This is a genomic window from Niveispirillum sp. CC-CTL257 (genome assembly GCF_059489915.1).
This window is the reverse complement of sequence record NZ_JCAJXE010000001.1, coordinates 351,685-370,014: the sequence shown is the minus strand read 5'-3', so window position 1 is coordinate 370,014 and position 18,330 is coordinate 351,685. Positions and strand designations below refer to the sequence as shown.

Below are 18,330 nucleotides of genomic sequence, written 5' to 3'. Positions count from 1 at the left end.
GTCACGCCTTCGTCATCAAAAACACCAGGATCGCCGTCGTCGCCGACACGTTCAGCGACTGCACCCAGCCGCTGCCGGCGATGGTGACCAGGTCGGTGCAGGCGGCCTGACTGTCCGGCGGCATGCCATGTTCCTCATTGCCCATGACCACGGCGACCGGCTTACCCCCCGGCTGGCGCGACAGGTCGGACAGGGCGGGGAAAGGGCCAAGTGCGGTCCCGATGGTGCGATAATGCCGGCCCAGCGCCTTCAAGGTCGCGGCGAAATCGGTGGCGCGGTGCAGGGCGACATATTCGAACCCACCCTCGGCCACGCGATAGGCGGCTTCTGACGGCAGGGCTTGCCCCGGATGGTCAGAAATGACGATCCGCTCTACACCGAAAAACGCAGCCGTGCGCACGATGGCGCCCAGATTATGCGGGTTCGACACGCCGTCCAGAATCAGCAGCGGCACCCCCGCCGCCGCCCAACCCCTGGCCATGTCCAGGCCGAAGGTCAGGACGGGCCGGGGCGATGCCTCCACCACGATGCCACCATGCATGGCCGAACCCGCGATCTTTTCCAGCTCCTCCGACGGGACCAGCCGGAAGGGTTTGCGGGCCGCGGCCATACGGGCGCAGAAGGGGGCGGCCGCATGTTTCAGCCGCTCGTCGAAATAGAGCTTCTCCGCCCGATCCGGATCACGGTCGAACAGAGCCGACACCGCCGGCAGGCCGCCAATGCGGAACGGCTTGCGCCGGGCCTTCAAGGGGGCGGGCTTGGGTTTCAGCGACAGGGTCGGGCGGTCGGCCATGGGATCAGCCCGCGAAGAAGGTCAGCCAGGCCAGCATGATGCTGCCGATGACAATGCGGTACCAGGCAAAAGGCGCGAAACCGTGCCGGCCCACAAAGGCCACCAGCCAGCGCACCACCAGCAGGGCCGACAGGAAAGCCACGATGAAGCCGACCGCGATCATGCCCACACTGTCGACCGCCAGAACATCGCGGTTCTTGTAGAGATCATAGGTCGCGGCCCCCAGCATGGTAGGGATGGCTACAAAGAAGCTGAACTCCGCCGCCGCCTTGCGTTCCACCCCCATCAGCAGGGCACCGATGATGGTCGCACCCGACCGCGACACGCCGGGGATCATGGCCAGACATTGGGCAAAGCCGATAGAGAGCGACAGTTTCGGCGAAAATGCCTCCACCGCGAAATGCTGTGGCCGGGGCACCAGCCGTTCGGCCAGCAGGATAGCAATGCCGCCGGTGATCAGGGCGACCGACACCACGGTCGGGTTGAACAGCACGCTCTTGATATAGGAATGCGCAAACACGCCGATCACGGCGGCAGGCAGGAAGGCCAGCAGGATGGCGGCGGTGAACCGGTAGCTCTCGCCATTACCCTGCGCCAGCCCGCGGACCACGCCCCAGAGCTTCTGGAAATAGACCAGCAGGATGGCCAGGATGGCGCCCAATTGGATCACCACCTTGAACAGATCTTCCGCCTGCCCCTTGAAGCCCAGCATCTCCCCCAGCAGGATCAGATGGCCGGTGGAGGAGACGGGAATGAATTCCGTCAGCCCTTCCAGCAGGCCCAGAAGGACGGCGTCGAGATATTGGGCGAGGTCGGTCAATTCGGTAGCGTCCCGGCTGGCATTGGTCCGCGCCTTATAGCAGCCGGTACCGGGAGCGGCGAGGGGCATGATTGTGGCCGGATGACGCGCCGCATTGGCATCACCCCCCTCCCTTTTCAAGTATCCTTCAAAACCTTTCGGGCAATGCAGATACGCCCTTCCAACCGGGCCCAATCATTTCATATGATCGTAGGGCGCAAGAGGGGACCCATCAATTGATCGTTAACTGCCATGGCTGAGGATGACAAGCACGGGAATGGGGGGACGTCGACAGGCGTGGTCGTGAAGGCCAAGCCGAAGACGAAGAAACCCGCCATGTACAAGGTGCTGATGCTGAACGACGACTACACCCCCATGGAGTTCGTCGTGCATGTCCTTGAACGCTTCTTCAACAAGAACCGTGATGAAGCGACGCGGATCATGTTGCATGTCCATCGGCGTGGCGTCGGCGTTTGCGGCGTGTTCACCTATGAAGTGGCGGAAACGAAGGTGACCCAGGTCATGGACTTCGCCCGCCAGCACCAGCACCCGTTACAGTGCACCCTGGAAAAGGATTAGCGCATCATGCTGTCGCGGAATCTCGAACAGACCCTCCACCGGGCCCTGGCCAACGCCAACGAACGGCGTCACGAGTATGCGACGCTGGAGCATCTGCTGCTGGCGCTGACGGAGGACCAGGACGCGCTGGCCGTGCTGCGGGCCTGCGGCGTGGATGTGGCGAAGCTGAAGGCCGAACTGGTCGAATATCTGGATGGGGAACTCTCCAATCTGGTCACCACCCGCCAGGATGACGCCAAACCCACCGCCGGGTTCCAGCGCGTGCTGCAACGCGCCGCCATCCATGTCCAAAGCTCCGGTCGGGAGGAAGTGACGGGTGCCAATGTCCTGGTCGCCTTGTTCTCCGAACGCGAAAGCCACGCCGTCTATTTCCTGCAGGAGCAGGAGATGACCCGGTTTGACGCCGTCAATTACATCTCCCACGGCATCGCCAAGGCTCCCGGTCGGGCCGAGCCCAAGCGCGTGTCGGGTGCCGATGAAGAGGCCCATGCAGAGAAGGTCGTGAAGAAGGGGACGGAGGCACTCGAAGCCTACTGCGTCAACCTGAACAAGAAGGCCCTGTCCGGCAAGATCGACGCCCTGATCGGGCGCGAGCAGGAGGTGGAGCGCACCATCCAGATCCTGTGCCGCCGGTCGAAGAATAACCCGCTTTATGTGGGCGATCCCGGCGTGGGCAAGACCGCCATCGCCGAGGGGCTGGCGCGCCGCATCGTGCAGGGCGAGGTGCCGGACATCCTGCGCAAGGCCACCATCTATTCGCTGGATATGGGGTCGCTGCTGGCTGGCACGCGCTATCGCGGTGATTTCGAGGAACGGCTGAAGGCCGTGGTCTCGGAACTGGAGGCGATGGAAGGCTCCATCCTGTTCATCGACGAAATCCACACAGTCATCGGCGCCGGTGCCACCAGCGGCGGGGCCATGGATGCGTCCAACCTGCTGAAGCCAGCCCTGGCGTCCGGCGCCCTGCGCTGCATCGGCAGCACGACCTACAAGGAATATCGCTCCTACTTCGAAAAGGACCGGGCGCTGGTCCGCCGGTTCCAGAAGATCGACGTCAACGAGCCGTCGATTGAGGATGCGATCAAGATTCTGGAAGGCATCAAGGTCTATTACGAAACGCACCACAAGGTGCGCTACACGAAGGACGCCATCCGGTCGGCGGTGGAACTGTCGGCCCGCTACATTGGTGACCGCAAGCTGCCTGACAAGGCCATCGACGTCATCGATGAGGTCGGGGCAGCGCAGACCATGCTGCCCGAGAACAAGCGCAAGAAGACCATCACCCAGAAGGATGTGGAGGCCGTGGTCGCCAAGATCGCGCGCATCCCGCCAAAGTCGGTCAGCCGCGACGACAAGGAAGTGCTGCTGAACCTGGAACGCGACCTGAAGACCATGGTCTTCGGCCAGAATCCGGCCATCGAAGCACTGGTGTCGGCCATCAAGCTGGCCCGTGCCGGCCTGCGCGAACCGGAAAAGCCCATCGGCAATTACCTGTTCTCCGGCCCCACCGGTGTCGGCAAGACGGAAGTGGCCAAGCAGCTTTCCCGCACGCTGGGGATCGAGCTGATCCGCTTCGACATGTCGGAATATATGGAGCGGCATACGATCAGCCGCCTGATCGGCGCGCCCCCGGGCTATGTCGGGTTTGACCAGGGCGGCATGCTGACCGATGCCATCGACCAGCATCCGCATTGCGTGCTGCTGTTGGATGAGATCGAGAAGGCGCATCCCGACATCTACAACATCCTGTTGCAGGTGATGGACCATGGCAAGCTGACGGACCATAACGGTAAGATTGTCGATTTCCGCAACGTCATCCTGATCCTGACAACCAATGCCGGTGCTGCCGATATGGCCAAGCATGCCATCGGCTTTGGCAGTGGTGTACGCACGGGCGACGATCAGGAAGCCATCAACAAGACCTTCACGCCGGAATTCCGCAACCGTCTGGACGCCATCATCCCGTTCGGCAATCTGGGACCGGAGGTGGTGGCCCGCGTGGTGGACAAGTTTGTGATGGAGCTGGAAGCCCAGTTGACCGACCGGGGTGTGACCATCGAACTGACCGATGGTGCGCGCGCCTGGCTGGCCAAGAAGGGTTACGACCCCGTCATGGGCGCCCGCCCGCTGGCCCGCACCATCCAGGAACATGTGAAGAAGCCGCTGGCCGAGGAACTGCTGTTCGGCAAGCTGTCAAAGGGCGGGGCCGTGCGCGTCATCCTGAACAAGGAAGGCGACGGCCTGGATTTCGACTATGCCGAACCGAAGCACGGCAAACGCGAGGAAAAGGTGGAGGAGCTGGCGTAAACAGGCCTGTCGCATGCGCTTGCGCTTATGCGACGTCTGCTGCTTAGAAACCAAACGCCCGGCGGCTCCCACCGCCGGGCGTTTTTCATTCAGGCCAAGGCCGCCCGCCGGAGCGGCACATCAAACCGGCCCAGCGTGGCGCAGCGCCAGAGCCATTCCACGGGACCGTAGGCATGATGGCGCAGCCACCAGTCGGCAAAGCGTATCTGCGCGACCAGGAACAGCACGCCCACGCCCACCGACAGGGCGATGCCCCAATGCTGATAGAAGCCCAGCCCATAGCCATGGAAGAAGGGTACGAAAATGATGGAATGCATCAGGTAGCAGGTCAGGCTCATCCGCCCGAATGCGGCCAGCCGGCCCGTGAAGCCAAGGCCCGCAATGCGGCGATAGATCAGGGCGAAACCTGAGGCCCAGAGCAGCATCTGCATGAGGTTGGCCCAGCCGCCCGTCATCATGCCCAGATGGTATTTCAGAAGGCCCTGCAACGGCAGCCCCTGAGCCCATAGCGACAGGGGGAACAGAAGGACGAACCCGGCCAGGGCCAGTTGGAATGTCAGCATCCAGATGCGGCGGTTGCCCGGATTATCCAGGTAAAGCTGCCGCCGCCCGGCCATCATGCCCAGGATCAGCAGGCCCGCCATCTGTTGCCACCGCCCCGATTCGGCGAAGAACCAGAACCGCGCCGTCTGACCCGTCGTCAGGTTGTTCACAAACACGGCCGACCAGCTATCCTGGGTGAACAGCGTGAAGATGCGGCCATAAAGCGCCCAATGCGACGGGTTGGATGGCGTCGCCTCCGGCGTGATCCACAGACCGGCCACGGTCCACAGTGACACGGCTTGGCTCAGCAACAGGATAACCAGCGGCCAGAGAAGCCGGTCAGGCACGCGGTAAAGCAGGACCAGCGGCAGCCCGAAAACCGCCAGGACCAGCAATATATCACCGATATAGAGCAGGGCGTGGACATAGCCCATGGCCCCCAGCAGTACCAGCCGCCACAGGAACCGCAGCCTTACCGCTGCGTCCCCGTCGTTCCTGGCCCAGCTTTGCAGGATCAGGGTGAAGCTGATCCCGAACATCATGGCGAAGATGGCGTAGGCCTTGCCCGCGAACAGCCCGAAGGTCAGGTGATGCACCCACTGGTTCAGGCTGTTCAGCCAGTCCGGCGCGTTCGCCGGATAGCGCAGCAGTTCGAAATGTTCATCCATATGAACCAGGAACAGCCCGATCAGGGCCGTTCCGCGCAGCGCATCCACCATATCAATGCGGCCGCCATCCCGTGACGCGACATTGCCCATTATCTACCCCCCTGCCCTGCCAGGATGTTCCCTGACGGGCCGCCCCGGTCTTGCCGCCGGTGGTCATTGGTCGGGCACCCCACTTCCGGTGAGGAAGGTGACATGGAGGGCGGGGGATGGGCAAGGTGGCATGCGCCAAAATAACCGTACCGCTTCGCCACCAACGGCATTAGGCTGCGCATCCTGAACATTGTTCTGGAGAAGGCGCGATGATCGCGACGCTGCGTATCATGCTGATTATGGCGGGTGCCCTGGCCCTGTCGGGCTGCGGCGTGGCATCAGCGGTGGGGACCGTGGTCAGCACGACCACCGATGTGGCCGCCACCGCCGTTTCCACGACCGTCGATGTAGTGACCGCGCCGCTGCCGTAACATAAAAAAGGCCCCGCCACCCTGCGGTGACGGGGCCTTTTACGCTGATCTGGATCAGCGGCAGTAGGGCGGCAGCGGCTGCGGGCCGGCTGCCTTTTCGATGATGTCGGCGACGCGCAGCAGCGTCTCCTCATCGAACGGACGGCCGATCAGCTGTAGACCCAGCGGCAGACCATCAGACGCCAGACCCGCCGGCACCGACATGCCCGGCAGACCGGCCAGCGAGGCCGGCACGGTGAACACGTCGTTCAGGTACATGGAGATCGGGTCATCCTGCTTTTCCCCAATCGCGAAGGCCGTGCTGGGGGCGGTCGGCGTCAGCAGCACGTCGCACTGCTCAAACGCCTTGGCGAAGTCCTCGGCGATGCGGGCGCGGACCTTCTGGGCCTTCAGGTAATAGGCGTCGTAGTAACCAGCGGACAGCACATAGGTGCCGATCAGGATACGGCGGCGCACTTCCTTGCCGAAGCCCTCCCCGCGCGTATTCTCATACATCTCCTTCAAGTCCTTGCCCTCGACCCGCAGGCCGAAGCGCACGCCGTCATAGCGGGCGAGGTTGGAGGAGCATTCGGCGGGTGCCACAACGTAGTAGGTGGCCAGCGCGTATTTGGTGTGCGGCAGGCTGACCTCCACCGGGGTGGCCCCGGCGGCCTTCAGCCATTCGATACCCTGCTGCCAGACGCGCTCAATCTCCGCCGGCATGCCATCGACGCGGTATTCCTGGGGGATACCGACGCGCAGGCCCCGGATATCGCCGGTCATGGCGGACAACAGGTCCGGCACCTTCATATCGACCGAGGTGCTGTCCTTCGGATCGAAGCCGGCCATGCTTTGCAGCATCAGGGCGGCATCGCGCACAGTCCGGGTCATGGGGCCCGCCTGATCCAGCGAGCTGGCGAAGGCGATGGTGCCCCAGCGGGAGCAGCGGCCATAGGTCGGCTTCAAGCCCACAATGCCGGTGAAGCTGGCCGGCTGACGGATCGAACCGCCCGTGTCGGTGCCCGTGGCGGCAATGGCGAAACGACCGGACACGGACGCGGCGGAACCGCCGGACGAGCCGCCGGGCACCAGCTTGCGATCCGCACCCGCCGGGTCCTTGCCGGTCCAGGGGTTCAGCACGGGGCCGTAATAGGAGGTGATGTTCGCCGAACCCATGGCGAATTCGTCCAGGTTCAGCTTGCCCAGCATCACGGCACCGTCACGGAACAGGTTTTCTGTGATGGTGCTTTCATATTCCGGCTTGAACCCGTCCAGGATATGGCTGGCAGCAGTCGTCAGCACACCCTTGGTGCAGAACAGGTCCTTGATGCCCAGCGGCATACCGTCCAGCGGCAGATTTGTGCCGGCGGCATAGCGCGCGTCGGACGCCTTGGCCTGTTCCAAGGCGATGTCCGGCGTCTCCGTGATGAAGGCGTTCAGCGGACGCGCGGCCTCAACAGCGGCGATATAGGCGTTGGTCAGTTCCAGCGCCGTGAAATCCTTGGCCTTCAGCCCGGCCAGGGCTTCGGACATGGAGAGATGGGTCAGGTTGGTCATTATTCGACGACCTTGGGCACGGAGAAGAAATGTTCGGCGGCGTCGGTCGCGTTCGACACGACCTTGTCGGGATAGCCGCCATCCGTGACGACATCCGCGCGGCGGCGCAGGGTCTGGGCCGCGACGGATGTCATCGGCTCCACCCCGTCAGTATCGACCTCGCCCAATTGCTCGACCCAGTCGAGCAGCTTGTTCAGCTCGCCCGCCAGATGCTCCTGCTCTTCTGCGGGAACCTTGATGCGGGCAAGATGGGCGATCTTCGCCACGGTCTTGGCGTCCAGGGTGGCCTTGTCCTGCGACATGGTGCTAAATCTCATCATTGCTGTGGGCTTGTCGTCCCAGCCGTCCGCCGAATGGAAGACGCGGGCGTTAAAGCGGTCAGGAAGCTAGCATCCCATCATGTCCATCCGCAACCTTGTGGAACTGAAAGCGGTCATGCCGCGTCACGCACGCCTTATCGGGCTCGATATTGGCGAAAAAACCATCGGTATGGCGGTCTGCGACCCCGGTTTTACCGTCGCCTCGCCCATCGGCACCATCCGACGCACAAAGTTTACGCAGGATGCGCAGGAACTGGCCCGCGCCATGAAGGACCGCGACGTGCGCGGCCTGGTCATCGGCCTGCCCGTCAACATGGACGGGACGGAGGGGCCGCGCTGTGAGTCGGTGCGCGAATTCGCCCGCAACCTGCTGATCCGACCCGAACTGTTCGGCAAGGTCGAACCCGAAATCGCGTTTTGGGACGAACGGCTTTCCACCAGTGCGGTGGACCGCATGATGATCGAATGGGACATGACCCGGAAGCGTCGGGACGAGGTGGTGGACAAGATGGCCGCCGCCTACATCCTGCAAGGCGCACTGGATTATCTGAAGAAGGCGGGGGAAGAGGGTGCGGTAGGTCAGGTCGAGGCATAAGCCTCGCCCTGACGGGATACGGATCAAAGGCTTTTACTGTCAGGGCGAGCCTCCGGCTCGACCTGACCTACGGTTGGCGCGTCAATCTACGAGGCGTTCAGTTGCTCGAGGGACCGGCGCAGATGCTCGGCATTGGCTGGCGAACTCAGCAGATGAACCGTCTCCTGCCAGCCTTCAAACTCCTGCCTGGGCATGATCACAACATCCTCCGCACCCTGCCGTGTCACCACGACGGGCGTCCGGTCCTGTGTCACCTTGTCCATCAGGCTTGCCAGATTTCGCCGGGCAGCGCTGTAACTCACCACATCCATCGCCAACCTCCGACCTGCTTCGGGGATACTACTATGCTGTGCATGAGTGGGGGCATGGCAAGGCAAACCCCGCTCTGCCCTGATCATCCAGTCCGACCTGTTCAGCGAACGTCCCAGCGTCACCATCCTGCCCGTCACCAGCGACCGGCACGACAGCGCGCCGCTGTTCAGGCTGAATGTAGAGACTGACGCCGGCAACGGCCTGCGCCTGCCCTGCCAGATCATGGTGGACAAGGCACAGACCGTGCGGCGGGAAAAGATCGGCGACCGGGTCGGGCGGTTAACGGATGACCAGATGGTCGCCGTCAATCAGGCTTTGGCGCTTTGGGTGGGGCTGGGGTGACTGGCGACCGGGAAAGCGCGTCCCACTTCGTCAATCCTGGCCGGCAGCTTACTTTTCTGCGCGTGTCGCATCCCACCAAGCTTTCACTGTGACCAACCAAGCTACCCCGAACTCTCCCCCGATACTAACCGGACTGTCGCCCAGATACGAATTTAACAGCTTTATTCCCGCAACAACCAACGCCGCAATCCACGCGAACTTCACCAGTGATATCTTCGCCAACCACATCATCAAGCCGCCACCAGTTCAAACTTATCCACATCCACCAGCCCCATATCGGTGATCTTCAAATGCGGGATCACCGGTAGGGGCAGGAAGGCCAGTTGCAGGAAGGGTTCGGCCAGTGGGCAGCCCAGGGCCTTGACCGAGGCGCGCAGGGCTTCCAGCTCATGTTCCACCGCCTCAAACGGTTTCAGGCTCATCAACCCGGCCACCGGCAGGGCCAGTTCGCCGACCACGGCACCGTCCTTCACGGCCACAAAGCCGCCGCCGATCTCAATCAGGCGGTTGATGGCCACGACCATGTCGGCGTCGCTGGAGCCCACGGCGCAGATATTATGGCTGTCATGGCCGACGGAACTGGCCAGCGCGCCGGAGCGGATGCCGAAGCCCTTCACGAAGCCCTTACCGATATTGCGGGTGAAGCCGTGGCGTTCGACGACCACGATCTTCAGGATGTCATTCTCCGGGTCGGCATGGCGGCGGCCATTGCGGTAGGGGACGGTGGCCTGCAACGCCTCTGTGATGATCTTGTTTGGCAAGACGCCAATGACGGGCGTGCCGGGGCCGCCGGCGGGAATGGCGAGGTCTTCCGTCCCGATCCGGTCGCGCTTGATGGAGTTCAGGCCCACGGGTGGCGGGGATTGGCGGCCCGTAAATGTTTCCGCCAACACGGGCTTGCCGGCGCGGATCACCTGACTGACAGCGCATTGCGCCAGATCGTCCAGCAGCACGATATCGGCGAGGTAGCCGGGGGCCACCAGCCCGCGATCCTTCAAGCCAAAGCCGCGCGCTGCAGACCAGGTGGCGGTACGGTAGGTGGCGGCGATGTCGGCCCCGTGCGCGATGGCGCGACGGATCAGATGATCCAGGTGCCCTTCCTCCGCAATGTCCAGCGGGTTGCGGTCATCGGTGCAGAAGGCCAGGAAGGGGCTGGTCACCGGGTCGATCAGGCCGGACAGGGCATCCACATCCTTGGAGACGGAGCCATCGCGGATCAGCACCTGCATGCCCTTGGCGATCTTCTCCCGCGCTTCCGCCTGGGACGTGCATTCATGGCAATTGCGGATGCCACAGGATAGATAGGCGTTCAGTTCCTTGCCGGTGACCAGGGGGGAATGGCCGTCAATATGCGCGCCATAGAATTCCGCCAGCTTGTCCAGCGTCTCCTCATCCTTCCACAGCACGCCGGGGAAGTTCATGAATTCGGCCAGACCGATGACCTTGGGATGGTGGCGATGGCGGGCCAGATCGTCGGCCTTCAACCGGGCGCCCGCCGTTTCCAGATGCGTGGCCGGCACGCAGGAGGAAAGCTGCACCCGCAAATCCAGCGCCGTGGTCAGGGCCGAATCCAGGAAATATTGAAGCCCCGCCTCCCCCATGACATTGCAGATTTCATGCGGGTCGCAGATGGCGGTGGTGGTGCCGCGCGGCAGGACACAGCGGTCAAATTCCGACGGGGCGACCAGCGTGCTTTCGCAATGGACATGGGTGTCGATGAAGCCGGGCACGGCGAACCGGCCCTTGCCGTCGATCTCCCGCACCCCGTCATAACGGTCATAGGTGCCGACGATGGTGTCGCCGCAGATGGCGATGTCGGTTTCGTCGATGCTGCCCGTCGCGACATTCAGCAGCCGCACATTCTTGATCACCAGATCGGCGCGGTTGCGCCCCAGGGCCTGATCGATCCGCTGTTTCAGGATGGCTTTGGCGGCGGCGCGGTCCATGGCGGCGGTCCTTATCTGATCAATGCGGGGTCTTGGCGCACAGCGCGATCAGGTCTGCCTCGGCCGCCGACTGCATCGGCTTGCCGTTGAACAGGACCTGACTACCCTGCACCGTTACGGTACCGATCTGCGCCTCCCCCCGGTAGAGGTTATTTGTTGCGATGCCGAAGCGGCGCGCGATATCGGCGGTGATCGCGATATCGATGCTTTTCGGCAGGTCGATGGCATAGCTGTCGGGAAGGTCGGCGGGGGCCACGGGCTTGCCATGCACATCGACACCGGGCTTGTATTCCACATCCGCACTGGGCTGATGCCGGGCGACATAGCGACAGGCGGCGGGGTCGATGCGGATGGTGGGGGCGTCGGATTGGGCCAGCGCCCCGGATACTGCACCTGCGAATAGAATGATTAACCCTATGGCCCTCAAGGCATTTTGCGGGAATACTGGCATTCCTTCCCCCTTCCCTTTCGCCGCAAAGGGCGCCGCACAGATGCTGACATCCTACTTCAAGCTGAAAGAACTGGGCAGTGATGTCCGGACGGAGCTGCTGGCCGGGCTCACCACCTTTTTGACCATGGCCTATATCATCTTCGTCAATCCACAGATCCTGTCGGCGGCGGGCATGGACCATGGGGCGGTGTTCGTCGCCACCTGTGTGGCCGCCGCCGTCGGGTCGGCCATCATGGGGCTGTATGCCAATTACCCCATCGCCCAGGCACCGGGCATGGGGTTGAACGCATACTTCGCGTTCACTGTGGTCGGGCAAATGGGCTATTCCTGGCAGGTGGCGCTGGGGGCCGTGTTCCTGTCGGGCATCCTGTTCATCATCCTGTCGGTGCTGCCCGTGCGCGAGGCGGTGGTGAACGCCATCCCCCGCACCTTGAAACTGGCCATATCCGCCGGCATCGGCCTGTTCCTGGCCATCATCGCCCTGGAAAATGCCGGGTTGATCAAGGCGCATCCCGTTACGCTAGTCACCATGGGCGACCTGACCAAGGCACCGCCGGTTCTGGCCGCCATTGGCTTTATCCTGCTCTGCGCGCTGGCAGCGCGGAAGGTCACAGGGGCGGTGATCCTGACCATCCTGGCCGTGGCCGTGGTAGGCATGGGGATTGGCGCCTCCCCCTTTAACGGGCAGATCATCTCTCTGCCGCCCGACCCCAGCCCCACCTTCCTGGCCATGGACCTGAAGGGCGCGTTCAGCGTCGGGCTGATCACCGTGGTCTTCGCCTTTTTCTTTGTTGATCTGTTCGACACGGCCGGCACCCTGATTGGCGTGTCGCATCGGGCGGGCCTGCTGGATAAGGATGGCAAGCTGCCGCGCCTGAAACGCGCCCTGTTCGCCGATGCCGCCGCGACGACTGTGGGGGCGGCGCTCGGCACGTCCACGGTCACCTCCTATATCGAGAGTGCGGCAGGCACCAATGTCGGCGGGCGCAGCGGGTTGACGGCGGTGACGGTGGCGTTGCTGTTCCTGGCCTGTCTGTTCTTCGCGCCGCTGGCCGCCAATATCCCCGCCTATGCCACGGCCCCGGCCCTGCTCTATATCGCCTGCCTGATGGCGCGCGGATTGGCGGAGGTGGATTGGGAGGATGTGACGGAATATGCACCCGCCGTCATGACGGCCATTGCCATGCCGCTGACCTATTCCATCGCGCATGGTATCGCCATCGGCTTCATCACCTATGCCGGCGTCAAAATTCTGGCCGGACGCTGGCGCGATGTCGGGCCAGTGGTGGCCGTGCTGGCGGGGCTGTTCTTGCTGAAATTCATTCTTCTGGCGTGACTGATTCTTACTGATTCGATGTCAGGGGCCGCCTCCGCCAGGGCGGCCCCTTTCTTTTGAGCTGGCATGAAGCCCGTTCAGTGAGCAGGCCAGAATATGACAACGATAGCAGTGTCTAATTTTTAGACATATGCGCGTATTTTATACAGACAATTCCGTTGACGTAAACTGCCGTCGCACGGCGATCTGTCATAAAATCTTCATTTGGAGAGATTGTCGTTTTAAATCAGTAGATTAACTCTAGAGACTCCACAAATTCAGCCATGCTGAACCCTCATGAAGACGATTGGATGCATGCAATCGTGGCAATGCGGCCACAGGGGGCGCTGCATTTTTGTGCGAGCCGGGCGTGGATTGAATTTTAATGGTGACGGGTTTCGCGGCGGCTGCCTATACTCCGCCCCACAAAAGAAAAGACCGCGCCAGCAAGGCAGCGCGGCCTGAGTTTAGGGAGGAATCGCCACCAGGCGGTGTCAAAACAGGGATCCAACCCCGTTCGACAAGATAAGTTTTTAACTTTCTGAATATGAAGGCAAGCCGATTTTGTCGGCTTGCCTTTTTATTTGGTCGATTTTTAGGTTTCTGCACAGGACTTGTGCAAATGCCGTCCATCCGAACAGGTGTTTGCCCAATCAGAAGGCGGCATATCCTGCGAACCCGCTGGAAACGGCGCGACGCCAGGGCAAATCATGATTCGACAGCGCGATCATGGCGGGGCAATCGGCCCGGTGCGCGCCCGGCAGAAAGCCGATGCTCATCAGGAACTCGCCCACAATCTCCCCGCCTGTGAAGCGGAAGGTTTTGGCGAACAGCTTCACCCAATCGGCCTTTGAACGCGGGTGATGGGCCAGCAGCCAGCCATGGAAGGACCCGTGGCTGACCCGCAGCCGCTGGATCACCTGAGCATTATGGATGGCGGCGTGGACCTTCAGCCGGTTGCGGATGATGCCAGGGTCGGCCAACAGCCGGTCGACATCGTCGGGCCCAAAGGCCGCCACAAGATCGACCGAGAACCCGGCATAGGCGGCGCGAAAGCTTTCCCGCTTCTTCAGGATGGTCAGCCAGGACAGGCCCGCCTGGTTGATCTCCAGGATCAGCCGTTCAAACAGCTCATCATCCCCGGTCAGGGGCACGCCATATTCATGGTCATGATAGGGGCCATGCCATTCATGCCCCGGTGCCACATCGCAATAGCCCGACATCCTGTCCACCTTGATTGAAAGGCGGGCAGCATAGCTGATCAGCCAGCGCATGTCGCGGCATTTGTTCCCGTTTTGTATTCACCCAACCTGTCAGGGTTCGCCGCGTAGCAGGCCCTTCCAATCCACCAGCCCGAAATGGCCGCTGGCCCAGGCGATGGCCACGATGATGGCCGAAATGATCGAGGTCCAGATGAACTTCTTGATGATCATGGGCCGGGCGGGCGCGCCGGGCTGGTGCCCCACCTCCCGCGCCTCGCCCTCCTGCTTGCGCCCGAAGGGCAGCACCATGAACAGGACGGTCCACCAGACGGTGAAATAAATGGCGGCCCAGGTTGCCCAACCCATGATCGCATCGCTCCTTGCTGTCAGACCTGTTCGATTTCGACCAGGGTGCCGAACAAATCCTTGGGGTGCAGGAACAGCACGGGCTTGCCATGCGCGCCGATCTTCGGCTCGCCATCACCAAGCACGCGCAGCCCGTCGGCCTTCAGCTTGTCACGCGCCGCGATAATGTCCTCCACCTCGTAACAGACATGGTGGATGCCGCCGGATGCGTTGTTGGACAGGAACTTGGCGATGGTGCTGCCCTCCCCCAGGGGGTGCAGCAGTTCGATCTTGGTGTTCGGCAGTTCCACGAACACCGTCGTCACGCCATGGTCGGGCAGGTCCAGCGGGTCGGATACCGTTGCGCCCAGGGTGGTGCGGTAGGTTTCCGCCGCCACTGCCAGATCTGGCACGACAATGGCAACGTGGTTAAGACGACCGATCATCACCCTCTCCTCATTCTTATGGTTTGCCTTCGCAACGCCAGAGATAGCCACGGGCAACGCCAACGTCACCCGTGACAAATCGCCCGGCCTAAATGCGGACCAGATGCACCTCGGTCAGGGGCTTGCGGCCCTGGCTGGTGCTGAACGAACGACGGATGGCGATGCGGGCGGCTTCCTTGACTTGCGCATCATCCATGCGGGCCGCCTTGGACAGGTTCTCGATCGCCAGCCGCACCCGGGCGATCAGGTCCGACGTCTCCTCATCGACCTCATCTTCTTCCAGCAGGCCGATGGCGGTGACCTTGGGATCGGCCAGCAGGTCACCGCGCGGTGTCATGACCAGGGTCACCATGGAGACGCCAGCCTGGGCCATGCGGGTGCGCCCGCGCATCGCCATGTTGGTCAGCGGCACAATGCGCTTGCCATCAATACACAGCTTGCCGGCATGCACATGGCCAAGATTGGCCGCCGCGCCGGGACCCAGGCGGATGACCATGCCATCATCGGGCACCACCACGTCGGGCACCTGGCAATCACGCGCCAGGGCGGCATGAACCGTCAGGTGGCGATGTTCACCATGCACCGGCACGGCAATCTTCGGCCGCACCCACTGATACATCTGTATCAGCTCGTCACGTGCGGGATGGCCGGAGACATGGACGAACTCCTCATCCGCCGTAATGACCTGAATCCCCTGACGCATCAGGCCGTTCTGGATTTTGGCGATGCCCTTCTCATTGCCCGGAATTTCCCGGGCGGAGAAGATCACCACGTCGCCACGTTCCAGCACCACATCGGGATGGTCGTCATTGGCGATGCGGGCCAGCGCCGCGCGCGGCTCCCCCTGCGATCCCGTGCAGATCACCACCAGCTTTTCGCGCGGGACATAGCCGGCCTCCCGTTCCGTCAGGAACGATGGCAGGTCGGACAGGTAACCATTGGCGCGTGCCGCCTCATTAATGCGCCACAGCGACCGCCCGGCCAGCGCCACCTGTCGATCATGCGCCTGGGCGGCCACAGCGATGGAATGCAAGCGGGCGACATTGCTGGCAAAGCAGGTGACGGCGATACGGGTGTCGGTGAAACGCCCGAACAGTTCCTTGAAGCTTTCCTGAACCGCCGCCTCCGAACCCGACGTGCCCGGCACCATGGCATTGGTGCTGTCGCAGATCATGGCCGTGACACCCTCGCGCCCCAGCTTCTTCAGCGCATCCTCGTCGGCCAGCAGGCCGATGACGGGGTCGGGGTCCAGCTTCCAGTCGCCGGTATGCAACACGGTCCCGGCACTGGTGCGGATGACCAGGGCGTTGGGTTCGGGGATCGAATGGGTCAGGCTGATCAGTTCGAGATCGAAAGGACCGATACTGGCCTTGCCACCCAGGGGGATAATATTGATCGGCACCTTGTTCTGCAGGCCCGTTTCCACCAACTTGGCCTTCAGGAAGCTGGCGGTGAAGGGCGTACACCAGACGGGTACGCGCAAATCCTCCCACAGATGCGGGATGGCGCCCAGATGATCCTCATGCGCATGGGTGACGACAATGCCCAGCAGGTCGCTGCGGCGGTCCTCAATGAAGCTGGTATCGGGCAGAATAATATCCACGCCAGGGGTTGTTTCGTCACCGAAACTAACTCCGAGATCGACCATCAGCCATTTACCCTGGTGATGGTAGAGGTTCAGGTTCATCCCGATCTCGCCCGCCCCACCCAGGGGAACGAAATGCAGCGCCTTCGGGTCGAAATCCTTGGTTTCCAGATGCTTTGCTTCGGTCATTCGGTCCTGGTTTCAGTTGGCAGCAGCGTTGCGTGCATGGATCAACCGGAGACCCCGCAACGTCAGGTCCCCATCAATATGGTGGATCATGTCGGTGCCCTCGGCGAACAGGCGGACCAGACCGCCCGTACCGATGACCGTCACCTTCGTCTGCCCATCGGGCGACAGTTCGGCGATGATCCGTTTCAGGATGCCTTCAATCATCCCGGTATAGCCCCAGAACATGCCCGATTGCATGGCCGCCACGGTCCCGCGACCGATGGCGACGTCGGGCTTGGCGATATCGACCTTGGGCAACTGTGCCGCCACACGGTGCAGCGCATCCAGGGACAGGGCCGGGCCCGGCGCGATGACGCCGCCGGCAAAGGCCCCCTCGGCATCGACCACGTCGAAGGTGGTCCCCGTACCGATATCAATAACGACCAACGGCGTGGGGTAGGAGGCGACAGCGGAGACGGCATTGACCAGCCGGTCGGCCCCCGCCTCCCGTGGGTTCAGCAGTTTGTTCTGTAAACCCAGATCGACCGCAGGATCGCCCACCCGCATAGTTACGCAACCGAAATGTTCCTCGGTCAACTTCATCAGGGCATAAGTCTGCGACGGCACCACCGATGACAGGATGGCGGCGTCGATATCGGCCTGCGTCAGGCCCTTCATCGCCATCAGACTGACCAGCCAGACGGCATATTCGTCGGCGGTGCGCTGGCTGTCGGTAGAGATGCGCCAATGCGCCCGCTTTTCATCCCCGTCAAAGACGGCGAAGACGACATTGGTGTTGCCGGCATCGATGGCCAGAAGCATCTCAGTTCCCTCCACCAGGGAAAAACACATCGCCCGCCGTCACGCGACGGATGGTGCCGCCGACATCGACCAGCAGCACGCCATCATCATCCATGTCGATCAGACGGCCCGTGAAGGTCTCCTCATGCAGACGCACGGTGACTTGGCCACCCAACCCCTGCGCCGCATTCAGCCAGGCCGCACGAATGGGCGCGAAGCCCTGGGTCAGGAAACGACGATACCAAGCCTCAAATGCCGTGGCATAGGCAGTGAGTACCTGTTCCACCGTGACATCGGCCCCAGCGGCCAGAACCGAGGTGGCGGGGTACAAAGCTTCCTCCGGGAAAAGCCGGACATTGACGCCGACACCCAGGACCAGCCAATCGATCGAACCACCACGACCCGCTTCGGACTCCAAAAGGATGCCGGAGATTTTGGCCCCATCGACCAGAACATCATTAGGCCATTTCAAGGTGACCTTGCCCGGCACCAGAGCCGACACCGCCTCACCCACCGCCACAGCGGCGACAAAGGAGGTCAGGGCCGCTTGCCCCGGTGGCAAGCCCGGCCGCAAGATCAGGGAGCAGGCAAGATTGCCCGGCTCACTGCTCCAGGCCCGCCCCCGCCGGCCCCGGCCAGCGGTCTGGCGCAACGCCCACACAAGGGTGCCTTCTGGCGCGCCCTCACTGGCCATTTGCTTCGCCAGATCATTGGAACTGCCGCATTCATCAATGCTGTGAAGATGAAAAAACGCGGGCAGCAAGGCCACCCGCGTTTCATCAGATCGGTTCTGTCCGGTCTGCATCGCCGGAACGC

20 protein-coding genes are annotated in these 18,330 nt (G+C 62.5%); 6 read left to right on the top strand and 14 right to left on the bottom strand.

The genetic code is table 11. The features are described 5' to 3' along the window. Position 1: 1 nt before the first annotated feature. Positions 2 to 793 carry a TrmH family RNA methyltransferase gene (locus tag ABC729_RS01830; protein WP_495605961.1) on the bottom strand — a complete coding sequence of 264 codons (792 nt, stop codon included), beginning with the start codon at positions 791 to 793 and terminating at the stop codon, positions 2 to 4. A gap of 4 nt (positions 794 to 797) precedes the next feature. Next, on the bottom strand, positions 798 to 1,682 hold the full coding sequence (locus ABC729_RS01825; RefSeq protein WP_495605960.1) for an undecaprenyl-diphosphate phosphatase: 885 nt from the start codon (positions 1,680 to 1,682) through the stop codon (positions 798 to 800). A 162-nt stretch (positions 1,683 to 1,844) separates the two neighbouring features. Here ABC729_RS01825 and clpS point away from each other — a divergent pair, with 162 nt between their 5' ends. Beyond that, positions 1,845 to 2,171 carry an ATP-dependent Clp protease adapter ClpS gene (gene clpS, locus ABC729_RS01820; RefSeq protein WP_054165869.1) on the top strand — a complete coding sequence of 109 codons (327 nt, stop codon included), beginning with the start codon at positions 1,845 to 1,847 and terminating at the stop codon, positions 2,169 to 2,171. 6 nt (positions 2,172 to 2,177) lie between these two features. Beyond that, entirely contained in the window at positions 2,178 to 4,478 is a 2,301-nt protein-coding gene (gene clpA / locus ABC729_RS01815) for an ATP-dependent Clp protease ATP-binding subunit ClpA (RefSeq protein WP_495605959.1), read from the top strand. 89 nt (positions 4,479 to 4,567) lie between these two features. Here clpA and ABC729_RS01810 read toward each other — a convergent pair whose 3' ends face one another. Next, on the bottom strand, positions 4,568 to 5,779 hold the full coding sequence (locus ABC729_RS01810) for a DUF418 domain-containing protein (RefSeq protein ID WP_495605958.1): 1,212 nt from the start codon (positions 5,777 to 5,779) through the stop codon (positions 4,568 to 4,570). A gap of 209 nt (positions 5,780 to 5,988) precedes the next feature. Here ABC729_RS01810 and ABC729_RS01805 point away from each other — a divergent pair, with 209 nt between their 5' ends. Continuing rightward, the gene (locus ABC729_RS01805; RefSeq protein WP_495605957.1) at positions 5,989 to 6,150 is read left to right on the top strand and encodes a hypothetical protein; all 162 of its coding nucleotides are present in this window, start codon (positions 5,989 to 5,991) and stop codon (positions 6,148 to 6,150) included. 54 nt (positions 6,151 to 6,204) lie between these two features. Here ABC729_RS01805 and gatA read toward each other — a convergent pair whose 3' ends face one another. Then, positions 6,205 to 7,686, bottom strand: a complete 1,482-nt coding sequence (gatA, locus tag ABC729_RS01800; RefSeq protein WP_495605956.1) for an Asp-tRNA(Asn)/Glu-tRNA(Gln) amidotransferase subunit GatA — start codon at positions 7,684 to 7,686, stop codon at positions 6,205 to 6,207. After that, positions 7,686 to 7,988: an Asp-tRNA(Asn)/Glu-tRNA(Gln) amidotransferase subunit GatC gene (gatC, locus tag ABC729_RS01795; RefSeq protein WP_054165863.1), complete on the bottom strand. Its 303-nt coding sequence runs from the start codon at positions 7,986 to 7,988 to the stop codon at positions 7,686 to 7,688. The genes gatA and gatC overlap by 1 nt, the downstream gene beginning before the upstream one ends. 97 nt (positions 7,989 to 8,085) lie before the next feature. Between gatC and ruvX the strand changes: the two genes are divergently transcribed. After that, complete coding sequence (gene ruvX, locus ABC729_RS01790; RefSeq protein WP_495605955.1) at positions 8,086 to 8,601, top strand: Holliday junction resolvase RuvX; 516 nt, start codon at positions 8,086 to 8,088, stop codon at positions 8,599 to 8,601. A gap of 86 nt (positions 8,602 to 8,687) precedes the next feature. On the opposite strand, the gene ABC729_RS01785 is transcribed toward ruvX, so the two are convergent. Then, positions 8,688 to 8,912, bottom strand: coding sequence for a type II toxin-antitoxin system Phd/YefM family antitoxin (locus ABC729_RS01785; protein WP_495605954.1), 225 nt, complete (start codon positions 8,910 to 8,912; stop codon positions 8,688 to 8,690). A 46-nt stretch (positions 8,913 to 8,958) separates the two neighbouring features. Between ABC729_RS01785 and ABC729_RS01780 the strand changes: the two genes are divergently transcribed. Next, positions 8,959 to 9,255, top strand: coding sequence for a type II toxin-antitoxin system PemK/MazF family toxin (locus tag ABC729_RS01780; RefSeq protein WP_495605953.1), 297 nt, complete (start codon positions 8,959 to 8,961; stop codon positions 9,253 to 9,255). A gap of 230 nt (positions 9,256 to 9,485) precedes the next feature. On the opposite strand, the gene ade is transcribed toward ABC729_RS01780, so the two are convergent. Together ade and ABC729_RS01770 are read right to left on the bottom strand one after the other, a co-directional pair. Continuing rightward, positions 9,486 to 11,201 carry an adenine deaminase gene (gene ade / locus ABC729_RS01775; RefSeq protein WP_495605952.1) on the bottom strand — a complete coding sequence of 572 codons (1,716 nt, stop codon included), beginning with the start codon at positions 11,199 to 11,201 and terminating at the stop codon, positions 9,486 to 9,488. Between the two features lie 19 nt (positions 11,202 to 11,220). Beyond that, the gene (locus ABC729_RS01770; protein WP_495605951.1) at positions 11,221 to 11,652 is read right to left on the bottom strand and encodes a hypothetical protein; all 432 of its coding nucleotides are present in this window, start codon (positions 11,650 to 11,652) and stop codon (positions 11,221 to 11,223) included. Positions 11,653 to 11,692: 40 nt separating this feature from the next. On the opposite strand from ABC729_RS01770, the gene ABC729_RS01765 reads away from it, so the two are divergent. Then, positions 11,693 to 12,988, top strand: a complete 1,296-nt coding sequence (locus ABC729_RS01765; protein ID WP_495605950.1) for an NCS2 family permease — start codon at positions 11,693 to 11,695, stop codon at positions 12,986 to 12,988. 632 nt (positions 12,989 to 13,620) lie between these two features. Here the strand turns inward: ABC729_RS01765 and ABC729_RS01760 are convergent. From ABC729_RS01760 to ABC729_RS01735, 6 genes are all read right to left on the bottom strand, one after another. Next, a complete protein-coding gene (locus tag ABC729_RS01760) occupies positions 13,621 to 14,241 on the bottom strand; it encodes a DNA-3-methyladenine glycosylase I (RefSeq protein ID WP_495605949.1) in 621 nt (206 codons plus the stop codon). Positions 14,242 to 14,280: 39 nt separating this feature from the next. Further along, positions 14,281 to 14,535, bottom strand: a complete 255-nt coding sequence (locus ABC729_RS01755; RefSeq protein ID WP_495605948.1) for a DUF1467 family protein — start codon at positions 14,533 to 14,535, stop codon at positions 14,281 to 14,283. Between the two features lie 20 nt (positions 14,536 to 14,555). Beyond that, the gene (mce, locus tag ABC729_RS01750; protein WP_495605947.1) at positions 14,556 to 14,960 is read right to left on the bottom strand and encodes a methylmalonyl-CoA epimerase; all 405 of its coding nucleotides are present in this window, start codon (positions 14,958 to 14,960) and stop codon (positions 14,556 to 14,558) included. A gap of 88 nt (positions 14,961 to 15,048) precedes the next feature. Then, positions 15,049 to 16,734: a ribonuclease J gene (locus ABC729_RS01745; protein ID WP_495605946.1), complete on the bottom strand. Its 1,686-nt coding sequence runs from the start codon at positions 16,732 to 16,734 to the stop codon at positions 15,049 to 15,051. Positions 16,735 to 16,746: 12 nt separating this feature from the next. Next, on the bottom strand, positions 16,747 to 17,535 hold the full coding sequence (locus ABC729_RS01740) for a type III pantothenate kinase (RefSeq protein ID WP_495605945.1): 789 nt from the start codon (positions 17,533 to 17,535) through the stop codon (positions 16,747 to 16,749). 1 nt (position 17,536) lies between these two features. Further along, complete coding sequence (locus ABC729_RS01735) at positions 17,537 to 18,319, bottom strand: biotin--[acetyl-CoA-carboxylase] ligase (RefSeq protein WP_495605944.1); 783 nt, start codon at positions 18,317 to 18,319, stop codon at positions 17,537 to 17,539. Positions 18,320 to 18,330: the final 11 nt, after the last annotated feature.

Coding starts and splice junctions, on each gene's coding strand:
- ABC729_RS01810 (WP_495605958.1), bottom strand. CDS start 5,779: ATGGGCAATGTCGCGTCACGGGATGGCGGCCGCATTGATATGGTGGAT.
- gatA (WP_495605956.1), bottom strand. CDS start 7,686: ATGACCAACCTGACCCATCTCTCCATGTCCGAAGCCCTGGCCGGGCTG.
- mce (WP_495605947.1), bottom strand. CDS start 14,960: ATGATCGGTCGTCTTAACCACGTTGCCATTGTCGTGCCAGATCTGGCA.
- ABC729_RS01755 (WP_495605948.1), bottom strand. CDS start 14,535: ATGGGTTGGGCAACCTGGGCCGCCATTTATTTCACCGTCTGGTGGACC.
- clpS (WP_054165869.1), top strand. CDS start 1,845: ATGGCTGAGGATGACAAGCACGGGAATGGGGGGACGTCGACAGGCGTG.
- ABC729_RS01785 (WP_495605954.1), bottom strand. CDS start 8,912: ATGGATGTGGTGAGTTACAGCGCTGCCCGGCGAAATCTGGCAAGCCTG.
- clpA (WP_495605959.1), top strand. CDS start 2,178: ATGCTGTCGCGGAATCTCGAACAGACCCTCCACCGGGCCCTGGCCAAC.
- ABC729_RS01760 (WP_495605949.1), bottom strand. CDS start 14,241: ATGCGCTGGCTGATCAGCTATGCTGCCCGCCTTTCAATCAAGGTGGAC.
- ABC729_RS01765 (WP_495605950.1), top strand. CDS start 11,693: ATGCTGACATCCTACTTCAAGCTGAAAGAACTGGGCAGTGATGTCCGG.
- ABC729_RS01770 (WP_495605951.1), bottom strand. CDS start 11,652: ATGCCAGTATTCCCGCAAAATGCCTTGAGGGCCATAGGGTTAATCATT.
- ABC729_RS01735 (WP_495605944.1), bottom strand. CDS start 18,319: ATGCAGACCGGACAGAACCGATCTGATGAAACGCGGGTGGCCTTGCTG.
- gatC (WP_054165863.1), bottom strand. CDS start 7,988: ATGTCGCAGGACAAGGCCACCCTGGACGCCAAGACCGTGGCGAAGATC.
- ABC729_RS01830 (WP_495605961.1), bottom strand. CDS start 793: ATGGCCGACCGCCCGACCCTGTCGCTGAAACCCAAGCCCGCCCCCTTG.
- ABC729_RS01740 (WP_495605945.1), bottom strand. CDS start 17,535: ATGCTTCTGGCCATCGATGCCGGCAACACCAATGTCGTCTTCGCCGTC.
- ABC729_RS01825 (WP_495605960.1), bottom strand. CDS start 1,682: ATGCCCCTCGCCGCTCCCGGTACCGGCTGCTATAAGGCGCGGACCAAT.
- ruvX (WP_495605955.1), top strand. CDS start 8,086: ATGTCCATCCGCAACCTTGTGGAACTGAAAGCGGTCATGCCGCGTCAC.
- ABC729_RS01745 (WP_495605946.1), bottom strand. CDS start 16,734: ATGACCGAAGCAAAGCATCTGGAAACCAAGGATTTCGACCCGAAGGCG.
- ade (WP_495605952.1), bottom strand. CDS start 11,201: ATGGACCGCGCCGCCGCCAAAGCCATCCTGAAACAGCGGATCGATCAG.
- ABC729_RS01805 (WP_495605957.1), top strand. CDS start 5,989: ATGATCGCGACGCTGCGTATCATGCTGATTATGGCGGGTGCCCTGGCC.